Here is a 15,008-nt window from a genome sequence, read left to right on the forward strand (position 1 = left end):
CATATTCCCGGCCGACAACGCCAACCAAGGTCTGACATCTCGTGACATTACTGCCCGCAAATGCGCCGCTCGCCCGAGCTTTGGCGGACCGCAATTATGATCGGCTGACCCCGGTGCAGACGGCGGTGCTGGCCGACGATGCTGATGGCCGTGACCTGCTCGTTTCAGCGCAAACCGGTTCCGGCAAAACGGTCGCCTATGGTCTGGCGATTGGAACGAACCTGCTGGATGGCGCCGAACGATTCGAGCGGGCTACCGCGCCCCTTGCATTGATTGTCGCGCCGACCCGCGAGCTTGCGCTTCAGGTGCACCGCGAACTCGGCTGGCTCTATCAGCACGCAGACGCCCGCGTGGTTTCCTGCGTCGGCGGCATGGACCCGCGCCGCGAGCAGCGCGAACTGGCCGCGGGCGCCCATATCGTGGTCGGCACGCCAGGGCGTCTCTGCGATCATCTGCGGCGCGGCCGGCTCGACGTCAGCGAGTTGAAGGCGATCGTGCTCGACGAGGCTGACGAGATGCTCGACCTCGGCTTCCGTGAGGATATGGAATTCATCCTGCAGGCCACGCCGGACGACCGCCGCACGCTGCTGTTCTCGGCGACCTTGCCGCCCGGCATCGTCGCGCTGGCAAAGGAATATCAGCAGGAGGCCTTCCGCGTCGAAGTCGCCGGCGACGAAGGCGGTCATGCCGATATCGAGTATCGCGCGATCCGGATCACCGCCGGCGATGTCGAGCACGCCGTCGTCAATCTCCTCCGCTATTTCAGATCGCCTGGCACCCTGGTGTTCTGCAACACGCGCGAGGCCGTGCGGCATCTGCAGGCAACGCTGCTGGAGCGCGGCTTCTCCGTGGTGGCGCTGTCGGGCGAGTTGACCCAGAACGAGCGAACGCTGGCGCTGCAAGCCTTGCGCGACGGCCGCGCCCGCGTTTGCGTTGCGACCGACGTTGCCGCGCGCGGCATCGATTTGCCGAACCTCGACCTCGTCATCCACGCCGATCTGCCGAACGATCCGGAAGTCATGCAGCATCGCTCGGGGCGCACCGGGCGGGCCGGTCGCAAGGGCGTCAGCATCTTGCTGGTGCCGCCGGCGCGGCGGCGTCGCGCGGATATGTTGCTCAAGCTCGCCGGCATCGACGCGGCCTGGGGCTTGGCGCCGCAGCCGGATGAAATCCGCAAGCTCGATCAGGAGCGGCTGCTGCGCGGATGATGTGTTCGCAGGCGAAATAACGGCAGACGATGAGGCACTCGCGCAAAGCTTGCTTGCTGAACGGTCGTCGCAAGAGATCGCCACCGCGCTGGCTCGGCTCTATCGCGCGCGATTGCCCTCTCCCGAGGACATCGTCGATCCCGGCGAGGAGCGCGTCAAATCTCGTGCCGAGCGCGCCCGCGAGCGGGCCGATCGCGAGGCTGGAAGGGGAGTGAAGCCAACGAAATCCTCGACGCGCCACCGCATGGCGGAGGACACCGTGTGGTTCAGCGCCGCGATCGGACGCCGGAAGAACGCGGAAGCGCGTTGGCTGCTGCCGATGTTGTGCCGCCGCGGCAGCATCAAGAAGGAAGATATCGGCGCCATCCGTATTCTCGACAGCGTCACCGAGTTCGAGATTTCCGCGCGCGTCGCCGACCGCTTCGCCGCGCGAGATCCGCCGTCCCGACAAGGAAGACAGCATTCGCATCGAGGCGATGACGAATGCCCCGCCGCGCGACGAGGCACGCGAGCAGGAACGGACACCGAAACCGCACCGCAAGAACGCAAACAGCCCTGACGGGGCAGGGTTTGACAAGGAAGTGCGTTACGATAGGAAGAAACCGCATCGGGACAGGCCGGCTCACGCCGGAAAACCGCGGCATGAACGCGAGGCGCCTGCATTCGGTAAGAAGGAGACGCCTGCATTCGATAAGAAGAAAAAGAAGAAGTTTCGCGGCTGACCGGCATGACGGAGACCTCAACGGCCCCGCCGCGCAACCCCCAAATGAGAAGCCGTCATGAGCGTCTACATCATCGCCCAGTTGAAGTTCACCCGCCGCGAACTCTACGATCGCTATCAGGCGCGCTTCATGGGCGTATTCAAGAAATTCCGTGGCAAGCTGCTGGTAGCGGACGCAGATCCGGTCGTACTGGAGGGCGAATGGCCGCGCGACAAGGTCGTGATCATGGAATTTCCCGATGACGCCGCGGCAAAGGAATTTCAGAATTCGCCGGAATATCAGGAGATCTCGGTCGATCGCAAAGCGGGCGCCGACGCCATCGTGCTGGCGGTAAGGGGTTTGTAGGATGCCCGCCTTGCCGTATTGAATTGATCCGCGCCGGGGGTTCCCCGGCGAGGCATTATTGCATTCCGGAACATCAACGAGGTCGGCTTTCGCCGGACCATTCTTGTGCTATTGCTGTTGTCAGGCGCTTCGCTCGCTTTGGCCTGATTGTGTCGTCATGGCCGAAGATCGCGAAGCCCTTAAAACCCTCAGCATTGGCCGAAAGAATCATGACCGCACCTGAGCGCAACGCTTCTGTCTCGATTGATCCCGTAAAGCTCGACCGCCTCGCCGAAGTCGCGGTCAAGGTCGGCTTGCGGCTACAGCCGGGGCAGGACCTGCTGCTGACCGCCCCCTCGGTCGCGCTGCCGCTGGTGCGCCGGATTGCCGTACATGCGTACCAGGCCGGCGCGGGTTTGGTGACCCCGTTACTGTCGGACGAGGCGATCACGCTGGCGCGCTACCGCTACGGCCACGAGGCCGGTTTCGACCGTGCCGCCAACTGGCTCTACGAGGGCATGGCGAAGGCGTTCGGCGCCAACACCGCACGCTTGGCCATCGTCGGCGACAATCCGATGCTGCTGTCGGGCGAGGATCCGGTGAAGGTGGCGCGCGCCAGCAAGGCCAATTCGATCGCCTATCAGCCGGCGCTGGAGAAGATCGTCAATTTCGATACCAACTGGAACATCATCGCCTACCCGAGTCCGTCCTGGGCCAAACAAGTTTCCCTGACGTCCCCGAGGACGTCGCGGTGGCAAAACTGGCGGACGCGATCTTTGCGGCGTCCCGCGTCGATCAGGATGGCGCCGTCGCCGCCTGGGAAAAACACAACGCCGTGCTGCGCGAGCGCACCGAATGGCTGAACGGCCAGCGCTTTCACGCGCTGAAATATTCCGGCCCGGGCACCGATCTGACGATCGGTCTTGCCGACGGCCACGAATGGGAAGGCGGCGCCTCGACCGCGAAGAACGGCATTACCTGCAACGCCAACATCCCGACCGAGGAAGTCTTCACCACGCCGCATTGCCGGCGCGTCAGCGGCCATGTCGTCTCCTCCAAGCCGCTGTCCTATCAGGGCACGCTGATCGACAACATGGCGGTCAGGTTCGAGGAAGGCCGCATCGTCGAGGCAAAGGCCTCGCGCGGCGAGGAGGTACTCAAGAAGGTGCTCGACACCGACGAGGGCGCGGCGCGTCTCGGCGAAGTGGCGCTGGTACCGCATTCCTCGCCGATCTCAAAAAGCGGGCTGTTGTTCTTCAACACGCTGTTCGACGAGAACGCCGCCTCCCATATCGCGCTCGGCCAGTGCTACTCGAAATGCTTCGTTGGCGGCGACAAGCTGACGCCGCAGCAGATCGCCGAGCAGGGCGGCAACAAGAGCCTCATTCACATCGACTGGATGATCGGATCGGCCGAAACCGACATCGACGGCATTCACGCCGACGGAAGCCGCGTGCCGGTATTCCGCAAGGGCGAGTGGGCGTAATTAGCCCAGCGTGAGCCTGTAGAAGTCGGTCGCCGTCTTCGAAAACAGCGCCGTCTTCTCGGCTTCGCTATATTGCGCGGCGAGGCGCTTGAAGGCGTTGAAGATCACCTGATAGCTGCACTGGCCTTTATCAGGCGGAAAATTGCTTTCGAACATGCATCGATCGGGCCCAAAGGCCTCGATGCAGGTTTCGATATAGGGACGCCACGCGGCGGCGGCCTGTTCGAAGACGGCGGCTTCGGGCGCAGGTGAAAGTCGTAGCCGAGCAGGCACATCGCAAGCCCGCCGAGCTTGACCGAGACGTTCAGGCATCGCGCGATTTCCTGGATCGAGGCCTTCCATTGCGGAAAGACTTCGTCGCGCCGGCCGGCAAAGCGGCCGATGCCGACCGGGCCGCCGCAGTGATCGAGCACGATTTTGGTGTGGGGAGAGGCTCGGGCGAGATCAGTGAGTTCACCGATCTGCGGATGAAACAGCCAGGCGTCGAAGCTCAGGCCCAATGGCGCGAGGCAGGCAAAGCCCCTGCGAAACGTGCTGTCGAGTAACAGCCCCTGCGGCCGCGTCGCATACATGCCGGCGACGTTGGGATCGGCATCCCACGCCGAGGAATGCCGGATGCCGCGGAAGCGGCCGTTGCCGGCAGCGATCTCCGCTTCCAGCACGGCTCTGCGCCTTCGCCGAGCAGCAGGTTGACGTGGCTGACAATGCCGGCGCAGATCGCGGCCTTGCCATAGCCGCCGCTCGCCGCCATCGCCGCAACGCCATTGGCGAACTCGACTTCGCCGACCGGGCGGAACGCTTCCGGCCCCTGCGCGCGGTACATCGAGCGGCAATCGACATAGACGGTCGCGACGATGTTGTGGCCGGAGGCGATGTCGGTAGCCATCTCCTCGATCATGTAGCGCAGGCCGCCGCGGTCCCAGAGATGGTGATGCGGGTCGACGATCGGGAGAGCGGGATCGATGATCTCCTCGGTGTGCTGCGCCAGCCAGTCTTCGCGCGGATCGGCATAGAGCCCGCTTCTGGAGGCCGGTGCAGTGCTGGCGGCTATGGACGTCGCTCCCTTGATTGTTGTTGCCCGTCATTGCGTGCCAACGGATCGCGCGAATGCGCGCCCGGTTGACTCGCAATGACGGCGTTACTAGCGATGCGCTTACACCCCCTCCAGAATGATCACCGTCGGCGTGCCCGGCAGCGTATCGCGCGAGATCTTCAACGTCCGTTCCGTCCGCTGGTCGATCTGGAACTGCTGGCCGATCAGGCGCATGAATTCGTCGAGCGGAGTGGCGAAACGGTGCATCGGCAGCACGATCGAGGAGCGCAGCCGCTTGGTGATCTCAGAGACGCCGTCGAGCGACATCGTATAGGTGCCGTCGATCGGCACCATCACGATGTCGAGCCGGCCGATCGCCGCAAAATGCGTCTCGTCGAGTTTGTGATGCAGATGTCCGAGATGGCCGATGCAGAGGCCGGCGACTTCGAAGATGAAGATCGAGTTGCCATCCTTGATCATTCCCCCGCTGGAGCCCTCACCATAGTAGCGGCGGATGTCGGTCGGCACGTTGCGGATATAGACGTCGCCGACGCGCGTTGAGATATGCGCCGCCTGTCCATTCTCGCCCCAGCCATGCAGGACGTGCGGAATTTTTGGATCAGGAAACAGTGTGTAATGCGTCGAGTGCGCGCGGTTCATGGTAACGACATCAGGCAGGCGGCCGGTCCGGTAGGCGCCGTTGAAGTCGGTCCCGATCCGCACGCCGTCGGGCGTATCGATATAATAGGTGGAATGTCCGACATAGGTAATCGCGACCTCTTCCACCTTGGCGGCGGTACGGCGCAGGCTGACCGGAACGGCGCGTGGCGGCGCATTCGCCATCGCGAGGCACTCGCTGCGTAAGGGCTGCTGTTGGGCGGCCGCCGGGACGATCAGCGAGCCGAGGAAGGCGAGGACGACAGCAAGGGATCGCAACATGGCATGACCCGTCAGCGGTGAAAGCCGTAGGCGACACTGTATCGCCGAATTCGGGAGACGTCATGGCATTCGCGCGCGGCAGCGCGCCGGATTTGCTTCATCGGGCCCGGGCTATGACATATCGTAAGATTCAACCAGGGAGTTCGCCGTGACAGAAGAAACCGCAGCCCCAGCCCCGCGTGCCCCGGCATCGAAGCGGCTGGAGCCGTTGCGCCAGGTCGATGCCGGCCCGCTCAGCATCGCCTATTATGAGGCGGGTCCGGCGGATGGCCCCGCCGTGATGCTGATGCACGGCTTTCCCTACGACATTCATTCCTATGTCGACGTCGCGCCGCAACTGGCTGTCCAGGGCTGCCGTGTCATCGTTCCCTATCTGCGCGGCTATGGCCCGACCCGGTTTCGCGATGCCGCGACGCCGCGCTCGGGCGAGCAGGCGGCGGTCGGCGCCGACATGATGGCGCTGATGGATGCGCTCGGCATCCAGCGCGCGGTGTTCGCGGGCTATGACTGGGGTGGGCGCGCGGCCTGCATCGGCGCGGCGCTATGGCCGGAGCGCTGCCTCGGGCTCGTCTGTGTCAATTCCTATCTGATCCAGGATATTGCCAACGCGATGGTGCCGATGCGCCCCGAACGCGAGGTGGCGCTGTGGTACCAGTATTACTTCCAGCTCGAGCGCGGCCGCGCCGGCCTTGCCGCCAATCGACGCGAGATCGCCCGAATGTTGTGGACGCAGTGGTCGCCGAACTGGTTGTTCGATGATGCCTGTTTCGAGCGGACTGCGAGCGCCCACGACAATCCCGACTACGTGGATGTGGTGATCCACAGCTATCGCCACCGCTTCGGTCTGGCCGAAGGCGATCCGCAATATGCCGACACCCAGCGCCGGCTGGCGGCGCTTCCTCCCATCACCGTGCCGTCAATCACGCTGGACGGCGCAGGCGATGGCGTGGCGCCCGCGAGCGACGGCACCGCCAGCGCGTCGAAATTCACCGGCCGCCGCGTCCATCGCGTGGTGCCGCGCGTCGAGCACAATCTGCCGCAGGAAGCGCCGGAGGCGTTTGCAGCGGCTGTGATGGAGCTGGTTCGCGGATAAGTCGAGTGAGATCCAACGCTGGGGCGACGTGATCCACAAACGACCGACGTTGTCCGCTCACCCCCGCCGCGGGCTGATCTTCCACGTCGCAGCCAGGATCGCCGCGGTCAGCGCGCCGCTGATCACGGCGGCAACCGGGATCGTGACGGCGAGGGCTGACGTCGCGGCCCAGCCGATCGAGCAGAAGGCTTCCGCGAAGGTCGCCACGCGCGACGAGGTCTGGCGGCGGCGGAACTGGGTGCGTTTTGCCTGCACGCGGAACCAGAGCTGGATCGCAGCGGCGGAGACGGTCGCGATAATGACGCCGACCGCGGTGACGATCGTCTGCGTCAAGGAGGCAAACGCAAGGGCTGCGATCAGCGGCGTGAAGATGGCGCCGATTGAGATCAGCACCACTTCGACCTTGGCGCGGATCACGCGCGAGGGCGGCAGCGGTGCGGTTGCGACCAGGTCGGCGGCATCTTCTCCTGATATCGTCAGCCAGGCGAGGCCGCCGGCAAGCTGGCCCGCCGCCATCACGATCACGGGCGTGATCAGCACGATCGCGTCAGAGCTATCGGAAAAGCTTCGCCACAGCATCAGGGCCGGCGGCACCAGATAAAGCAGTTGCATCAGGCTTTGCGACAGCAGCCACGGGTCGCGCCGCAGCAGCACGAACTCCTTGGTGCGTAGCGCCCGTTGCCGCGAGCCGCCGCGAAATGCCGTGGCGCGCGGCCCGCGACGGACAGCGCGCGTGGTAGCGGCGACACGGACGACGGTATCGGCAAATCGCGGCGAAAAGACCGCCATCACGACGCCGAGCAGCAGAAGCCCGCCGGCCATGAGCCATGGCAGCACAACGCCGTCGCCGATCGCCGCGCGTGCCGGCCACCACAGCGGACTGTCGAGATCAGGCGCATAGGCTGAAGCGGCATCGGAGGTCAGCACGGCGAAGCGAGACAACGTGCCATAGGAAAGAATCGCCGCGACCTGGAGCGCGATGACGAAGCCGGCGCCGATGACGGCGGCCACGATCTGTGCGACGAGGCGAGTGCGGCTCGGGCCGATCAGCCTGAACAGCAGCACGGTGATCGCGATCGCTACCGCTGCGGCCGAAAGGCCGATGGCGACGACGACGCCGAACGCCGAGAGCCAGCGCGCGCCGCCGCCGATCACGAGAACGTCGACAAAGGGCGTCGACAGCAGCAGCGCCATTCCGATGACGGATAGCGCGATCGCCGCGATCCGCACCGAGAACACGTTGGCGAGGTTCGCCGGTGACGACATCAGGAGGTCGAGATCGGCGCGGGCGTAAAACACCCGCGTCACGGATTCGATCGCCTGCGACAGCATCAAGGCCCAGGCGAGAAAGATGGTCGCAGTGATGACGATCAGTTCGGGCTTGCCTAGCGGCGCCTGCAAATCCGCAAAGCGGCCGATCACCGCATAGGCCGGCAGGTGCATGATGGCGGCGAACACGACCAGGGCGATGATCGCGCGTTTTCGTTTTCCCCGGCTGCCGGTCATCATCGCCAGCCATTCGCGCCAGGCCAGCCGGATTTCGTGCCGGGCAAACCAGGTGAGCGCCGCGGCCGAACTCATGCGGCTGCCGCCCCGGCGTCGACGAGCGCGATGAACATGTCTTCGAGGCTGGTGTCGCCGCGGCCGTTCTGCTGGCGCAGCTCACTGAGCGTACCCTCGGCCACCAGCCGTCCCGCGGCGATGACGCCGATCCGATCGGCCATCCGCTCGGCCACTTCGAGAATATGCGTCGTCATGATCACGGTGCAGCCGGAGCGGACGCGCTCCTGCAGCAATCCTTTGACGTGACGCGCCGACAGCGCGTCGAGCCCGGTCAACGGCTCGTCCAGGATGATCAGCTGGGGATCGTGAACCAGCGCGCCGGCAAGCGCCACCTTCTGCCGCATGCCCTTGGAAAATCCCTCGCAGCGTTCGTGCAGATGCGGCTCCAGTCCGAGCGACGCCAGAAGCTGGTGAGCGGAAGTTTCGGAAGTTGCGGGATCGATGCCCCACAGGCCGGCGACGAATTCGAGATATTCCAGCGGCTTCAGCTTGTCGTAGATCATGGGCTCGTCGGAAACCCAGGCCATGGTCTGCTTGGCGGCGACGGGATCGGCAAGGGCATCGATGCCCAATATGGATACAGAGCCGGCGTCGGGCTTGAGCAGACCGGCGACCATGCGCAAGGTCGTGGTCTTGCCCGCGCCGTTGGGGCCGAGCAGGGCATAGAACTCGCCAGTGCGAACGGTGAGGTCGAGCGCATCGACCGCCGGGCGGTCAAAACGCTTCGTTAACCCTCGCACCTCGAGCGCCGATACATCCGCCTTCATGATTTCGGAGCGATCCAGTTGTTCGCCGCGGACCATGAACCGAAGAGCTTTCGGCGCGGTGAATCTGGTGGACCAAATCGCGCCGATCCCCGCAACTTCCCGGGGCTGCGGCATTTCTCCGCAATTGTTAACGGCGCTGCTCGCAGCGCTTTGTTGACAGCGGTCGGCGCTTTGGGCTCAATGCAACGGGACATATGCGGCTGCAGGCATCGTGGATGCCCGGCAGCGTGTAGACACAAGATGCGAAAGAGGCGATCGACAGAATCGTCCGGCGTCGGGGAGGGAAATGATGCTGGACTTCGTTCAGCAGCTCGTGAGTGGCATCGCGCTCGGCTGCGTCTATGGCCTGATCGCGCTCGGTTTTGTGCTCATCTACAAGGCAACCGAGGTCGTCAATTTCGCCCAGGGCGATTTGATGATGCTGGGCGGATTCTTCGCCTTCACATTCATCGGCATGCTCGGTCTTAATTACTGGCTCGGATTCGCCGGTGCCGTTATCGCCATGGCCCTGTTCGGCATGCTGGCCGAACGCGTCGTCGTGCGCCCGATTCTCGGTTATCCGCAGTTTTCCATCATCATGGCGACGATCGGGCTCGGATATTTCCTGCGCTCCGTCGTCGGCATGATCTGGGGCACCGACGATTTCAAGATCGAGACGCCGTTCAGCGACGGTGTGCTGCGAATCGGCTCGCTGGTGCTGGCATACGACAAGCTGTCGGTGATCGCCGCCACCATCATCCTCTGCGCGCTGTTGTACCTATTCTTTAACCGTACCACGCTCGGCACCGCGATGCGCGCCAGTTCGGAGAACATGCTCGCTGCCTACTACATGGGCATTCCGGTCAAGCGCGTGGTCTCGATCGTGTGGGCGATCGCTGCGGCGGTCGCGACGGCCGCTGGCGTGCTGCTGGCGCCGATCACCTTCATTCACTCCAATGTCGGACTGGTGCTGGGTCTGAAAGCATTTCCCGCCGCCGTGCTCGGCGGCTTCGGTTCGATTCCGGGTGCCGTGGTCGGAGGCGTGCTGATCGGCGTGATCGAGAGCATGGCCGGCTTCTACCTGCCGCAGGGCTGGAAGGACGTTGCGCCCTACATCGTCCTTCTGGTGGTGCTGCTGCTCAAGCCCGAAGGCCTGTTCGGTGTTCACATGCGGAAGAAGGTCTAATGCGTTTTCTCTTCAAGACGGATTACGAAGACGACATCAAACTGTTTCCGCACAGCGGCTACGTCGTCTCCTACGGTATCCTGCTGGCGTTTCTGCTGATCGCGCCGTTCGTGCTTTCCAGCTACCTCGTCAGCCAACTGGTGTTCGTCTGCATCTATGCAACGGTCGGCGTGGGACTGATGATTCTCACCGGCTTCACCGGGCAGGCCTCACTCGGGCACGCCGCCTTTCTGGCGATCGGCGCTTACACGGCGGCCTATCTGCAGCAGTTCAACGTGCCGTTTCCGGTCTATTTCCTGGCCGGCGGCCTGTTGACCGGCGTGGTCGGCGCGCTGGTCGGATTCCCGGCGCTGCGGCTGACGGGCATTTATCTTGTCATCGCGACAATTTCATTCGCCTTCATCGTTGAAGAGGTGCTGGCGCGTTGGGAAAGCGTAACCCACGGCAACGAGGGCATGCGGGTCAAGACGCTGAGCCTGTTCGGGCAGGCGGTGCCGCAAAACGGCCCGACCTTCTACTATCTCTGTCTTGCCGTACTGATCCTCACCATCGTCGGCACGCTCAATCTGCTGCGCTCGCCGACAGGACGCGCCTTCGTCGCGATCCGCGACAGCGAAACCGCGGCGCGCAGCATGGGCGTCAACGTGTCGCTCTACAAGGTGAAGTCGTTTGCGATCAGCGCGGCGATCACAGGCCTCGCCGGCGTGCTGTTTGCGCACAAGCTCTCCTTCATCTCGCCGGAAATGTTCACGCTGCAGCTCTCGATCGAGTTCATCATCGTGATCCTGATCGGCGGCGCCTTCAGCCTGCACGGCGCGGTGTTAGGTGCAATCTTTCTGGTCATGATCGATCCGTTCCTGACGTACCTGAAGGACGACCTGCCCGGCATCATCGCCGGCATCGCAGCGACCTTTGGCACCGACAGCATTGCGGCGGGCAAAATTCACGACAATGTCGCCGCCATTGCGTCCGCCAATGGCTTGAAGGGCGCCATCTACGGGGTGATCATCGTGCTGTTCGTGCTGTTCGAGCCGCTCGGTCTCTACGGCCGCTGGCTGAAGATAAAACTCTTCTTCCAGCTCTTCCCGCTCTACAAGCGCGCTACCTTCAAACGCCAGAAGATCTACGTGAAATCGGAGCGGAACCGATGAGCTATTTCCGTGCCGAAAATCTCTCTCTGCATTTCGGCGGCCTCAAAGCAGTCGATTCCGTCAGCTTCGCTGTGGAGAAGGGCGAGATACTCTCGATCATCGGGCCGAACGGCGCCGGCAAGAGTTCAATCTTCAACCTGATCTCGCGGATTTATCCACCGACCTCGGGCAGGATCTTCTTCGAGGACCAGGATATTACCAATCAGCCGGCCTACGATATCGCTGGCCTCGGCATCGCCCGCACGTTTCAGAACATCGAATTGTTCGAGAATGCGACCATGCTGAGCAATCTATTGGTCGGCCGGCACCGCCACTCCACCACGCGGCTCTGGCAGGAGTTGTTGTTCCTGCCGAGCGTGCGCGCCGGCGAAAAGATGCATCGCCGCCGCGTCGAGCAGGTGATCGAATTCCTCGATCTCGAAGCCTATCGCGATAAGCTGATCTCGGGGCTGCCTTACGGCGTCCGCAAGGTGATCGAGCTGGCGCGCGCGCTGTGTTCCGAGCCGAAGCTGATCCTCTTGGACGAGCCGTCCTCCGGGCTCAATGTCGAGGAGACCGAGGACATGTCGTTCTGGATCCGCGACATGAAGACCGAGCTTGGCATCACCGTCTTGATGGTCGAGCACGACATGACGCTGGTCAACCGCGTCTCCGACCGTGTGATTGCGCTCAACTACGGCCGCGTGCTCGCGATGGGCTCGCCGTCCGAGGTGCAGCGCCATCCCGACGTCGTCGCTGCCTATCTCGGCGCATGAGGATGATGCCATGAGCGCTTCCGACATCATCCTCAAGCTCAGTAATATCGAGAGCTATTACGGGCCGATCATGGCCATCCGCGGCATCAGCCTGGAGGTGCCGCGCGGCCGCATCGTTACCTTGCTCGGCGCCAACGGCGCCGGCAAGACCACGGTGCTCAAGACCATCTCCGGCATTCTCGATCCGCAAAAAGGCTCGATCGAGTTTCTGGGCAAGCCGATCCAGCGCATGGAAGCCGACAAGATCGTCCGGCTGGGCTTGAGCCACGTGCCGGAGGGGCGCGAGGTGTTTCCGTTCCTCTCGGTACGCGAAAATCTGATGATGGGCGCCTACCCGCGCAAGGATCGGGCCGGCGTCGCCGAGGATCTCGAGCGCGTCTACGGCTATTTCCCGCGGCTGAGGGAACGCATCAACCAGCCGGCCGGGCAGCTTTCCGGCGGCGAGCAGCAGATGCTGGCGATCGGGCGGGCGCTGATGAACCGGCCGACCCTGCTACTTTTGGACGAGCCCTCGCTCGGCCTGTCGCCGATCCTGGTGAAAGAGATCTTCACCATCATCAAGCGCGTCAACGAGGAGCAGGGCATGTCGATCCTGCTGGTCGAGCAGAACGCCAAGGTGGCGCTGGAGACCGCGCATTACGGCTACGTGCTGGAAATCGGCCGGGTCGTGATGAACGACACCTGCGAGCGGCTGATGAGTTCAAAGGACATCCAGGAATTCTATCTCGGCGCCAAGGAAGAGGGCGCCCGCGGCGAACGGCGCTGGAAGAAGAAGAAGACATGGCGTTAGAAGACTAGGCGCTGAAGAGTTGGCGTTAACCGTCGCAGTCAAAAGCATGGCGTTAAGAACGAGTTAGAGCTAAATTCGAGCCCTGCTTCGAAAACCAAGACCGGTTCGAACACCGGCACCGGAGGCAGGCGACAGAGGAGGAGATGCGCATGGCCAGACCGGCAGTGCTGACGGTCGCCGACACGATCGCGAAGAGCTTCTTGCTGTCCGTGGAAACACGCGGCGACCGGCCGGCGATCCGCGAAAAGAAGTTCGGCATCTGGCAGGCGACCAGTTGGCGCGAATGGCTGCAGATATCCAAGGACGTGGCCTATGGTCTGCATGCCAGCGGGTTCCGGCCCGGGGATGTCGCCTCGATCATCGCCAACGCCGTGCCGGAATGGGTCTATGCCGACATGGGCATCCTCTGCGCCGGCGGCGTTTCATCCGGCATCTACCCGACCGACTCCTCGTCGCAGGTTGAATATTTGATCAACGATTCTTCGACCAAGGTGATCTTCGCCGAGGACGAGGAACAGCTCGACAAGATACTTGCCTGCCGTTCGCGTTGCCCGACGCTGCAGAAGATCATCGTGTTCGACATGGAAGGCCTGACCGGCTTTACCGACCCGATGGTGTTGTCGCTGGCCGAGTTCATGGCGCTCGGTCGCAACCACGCGCAGGGCAACGAGGGGCTGTGGGACGAGATGATCGGAAGCCGCAGCGCAGGCGATCTCGCCATCCTGGTCTACACCTCGGGCACCACCGGCCCACCCAAGGGCGCCATGCATTCCAACCGCAGCGTGACGCACCAGATGCGCCACGCCAATGACCTGTTTCCGTCGACCGACCACGAGGAACGGCTGGTGTTCCTGCCGCTCTGCCACGTCGCCGAGCGGATCGGCGGCTATTACGTCTCGCTGGCGCTGGGATCGGTGATGAATTTCGCCGAGAGCCCGGAGACCGTGCCGGATAATCTGCGCGAGGTGCAGCCGACCGCCTTCCTCGCGGTGCCGAGAATTTGGGAAAAAGTTCTATTCCGGAATCACGATCGCGCTGAAGGATGCGACCACGTTCCAGAACTGGATGTACCGCAACGCGCTCGCCATCGGCAATCGGATGACCGAGTACAAGCTGCAGGGCGATACGCCGCCACTGTCCTTGCGGCTGGCAAACCGCGCCGCCTATTGGCTGGTGTTCCGCAACATCCGCCGCATGCTCGGGCTCGACCGGTGCCGGCTGGCCTTTACCGGCGCGGCCCCGATCGCGCCGGACCTGATCCGCTGGTATCTCGCGCTCGGCCTCGACATGCGCGAAGTCTACGGCCAGACCGAGAATTGCGGCGTCGCGACCATCATGCCGCCCGATCGCATCAAGCTCGGGTCGGTCGGCAAGGCCGCGCCGTGGGGCGAGGTTGCGATATCGCCGCAGGGCGAAATCCTGATCCGCGGCGACTTCCTGTTCATGGGCTATCTGAACCAGCCGGAGAAGACCGCCGAGACCATCGACGCCAAGGGATGGCTGCACACCGGCGATGTCGGCTCGATCGATAATGAAGGCTTCGTCAAGATCACTGACCGGATGAAGGACATCATCATCACCTCGGGCGGCAAGAACATCACGCCATCGGAGATCGAGAACCAGCTAAAATTCTCGCCCTACGTCTCGGATGCCGTGGTGATCGGCGACAAGCGGCCGTATTTGACCTGCCTCGTCATGATCGACCAGGAGAATGTCGAGAAATACGCGCAGGACCACAATATTCCCTTCACCAATTATGCCAGCCTGTGCCGTGCGCAGGAGATCCAGGACTTGATCCAGCGTGAGATCGAGGCGGTCAACGCCAACTTCGCGCGCGTCGAAACCATCAAGAAGTTCTACCTCATCGAGCGTCAGTTGACTCCCGAGGACGAGGAACTGACGCCGACCATGAAGCTGAAGCGCAGCTTCGTGAACAAGCGCTACGCCGCCGAGATCGACGCCATGTATCGCGAACGGGCGGTGGCGTAGGCGGACATTTGGAACGAAGTATT

9 protein-coding genes and 4 pseudogenes are annotated in these 15,008 nt (G+C 63.3%); 9 read left to right on the forward strand and 4 right to left on the reverse strand.

Annotated features, from left to right (window positions below; translation table 11 throughout):
* Nucleotides 1-41: 41 nt before the first annotated feature.
* From ACFXS9_RS36835 to ACFXS9_RS36845, 3 genes and pseudogenes are all read left to right on the forward strand, one after another.
* Nucleotides 42-1,930 (forward strand): annotated as a pseudogene (locus ACFXS9_RS36835) (DEAD/DEAH box helicase).
* Nucleotides 1,931-1,987: 57 nt separating this feature from the next.
* The gene (locus ACFXS9_RS36840) at nt 1,988-2,275 is read left to right on the forward strand and encodes a DUF1330 domain-containing protein (protein WP_392698029.1); all 288 of its coding nucleotides are present in this window, start codon (nt 1,988-1,990) and stop codon (nt 2,273-2,275) included.
* Between the two features lie 209 nt (nt 2,276-2,484).
* Nucleotides 2,485-3,740, forward strand: a pseudogene (locus ACFXS9_RS36845) (aminopeptidase).
* Here ACFXS9_RS36845 and ACFXS9_RS36850 read toward each other — a convergent pair.
* Together ACFXS9_RS36850 and ACFXS9_RS36855 are read right to left on the reverse strand one after the other, a co-directional pair.
* Nucleotides 3,741-4,791, reverse strand: a pseudogene (locus ACFXS9_RS36850) (amidohydrolase family protein).
* 102 nt (nt 4,792-4,893) lie between these two features.
* Complete coding sequence (locus ACFXS9_RS36855; protein WP_392698032.1) at nt 4,894-5,712, reverse strand: MBL fold metallo-hydrolase; 819 nt, start codon at nt 5,710-5,712, stop codon at nt 4,894-4,896.
* A gap of 208 nt (nt 5,713-5,920) precedes the next feature.
* Here ACFXS9_RS36855 and ACFXS9_RS36860 point away from each other — a divergent pair, with 208 nt between their 5' ends.
* Nucleotides 5,921-6,805, forward strand: coding sequence for an alpha/beta fold hydrolase (locus tag ACFXS9_RS36860; protein ID WP_392700204.1), 885 nt, complete (start codon nt 5,921-5,923; stop codon nt 6,803-6,805).
* A gap of 57 nt (nt 6,806-6,862) precedes the next feature.
* On the opposite strand, the gene ACFXS9_RS36865 is transcribed toward ACFXS9_RS36860, so the two are convergent.
* Both ACFXS9_RS36865 and ACFXS9_RS36870 read right to left on the reverse strand, forming a co-directional pair.
* Nucleotides 6,863-8,386 (reverse strand): permease, encoded by a 1,524-nt coding sequence (locus ACFXS9_RS36865; RefSeq protein WP_392698035.1) that lies wholly within the window; start codon nt 8,384-8,386, stop codon nt 6,863-6,865.
* Entirely contained in the window at nt 8,383-9,135 is a 753-nt protein-coding gene (locus tag ACFXS9_RS36870) for an ABC transporter ATP-binding protein (RefSeq protein WP_392700206.1), read from the reverse strand. Before ACFXS9_RS36870 ends, ACFXS9_RS36865 begins: the two co-directional genes overlap by 4 nt.
* 289 nt (nt 9,136-9,424) lie before the next feature.
* On the opposite strand from ACFXS9_RS36870, the gene ACFXS9_RS36875 reads away from it, so the two are divergent.
* From ACFXS9_RS36875 to ACFXS9_RS36895, 5 genes and pseudogenes are all read left to right on the forward strand, one after another.
* Entirely contained in the window at nt 9,425-10,300 is an 876-nt protein-coding gene (locus ACFXS9_RS36875) for a branched-chain amino acid ABC transporter permease (RefSeq protein WP_028351790.1), read from the forward strand.
* A complete protein-coding gene (locus tag ACFXS9_RS36880) occupies nt 10,300-11,451 on the forward strand; it encodes a branched-chain amino acid ABC transporter permease (RefSeq protein WP_334365324.1) in 1,152 nt (383 codons plus the stop codon). The genes ACFXS9_RS36875 and ACFXS9_RS36880 overlap by 1 nt, the downstream gene beginning before the upstream one ends.
* Complete coding sequence (locus ACFXS9_RS36885) at nt 11,448-12,206, forward strand: ABC transporter ATP-binding protein (protein ID WP_028351788.1); 759 nt, start codon at nt 11,448-11,450, stop codon at nt 12,204-12,206. The genes ACFXS9_RS36880 and ACFXS9_RS36885 overlap by 4 nt, the downstream gene beginning before the upstream one ends.
* 10 nt (nt 12,207-12,216) lie before the next feature.
* Nucleotides 12,217-12,996: an ABC transporter ATP-binding protein gene (locus ACFXS9_RS36890; protein WP_392698038.1), complete on the forward strand. Its 780-nt coding sequence runs from the start codon at nt 12,217-12,219 to the stop codon at nt 12,994-12,996.
* A gap of 149 nt (nt 12,997-13,145) precedes the next feature.
* A pseudogene (locus ACFXS9_RS36895) lies at nt 13,146-14,985 on the forward strand (AMP-dependent synthetase/ligase).
* Nucleotides 14,986-15,008: the final 23 nt, after the last annotated feature.

The organism is Bradyrhizobium sp. RDI18, from assembly GCF_043203335.1.
Taxonomy (GTDB): Bacteria; Pseudomonadota; Alphaproteobacteria; order Rhizobiales; family Xanthobacteraceae; genus Bradyrhizobium; species Bradyrhizobium retamae.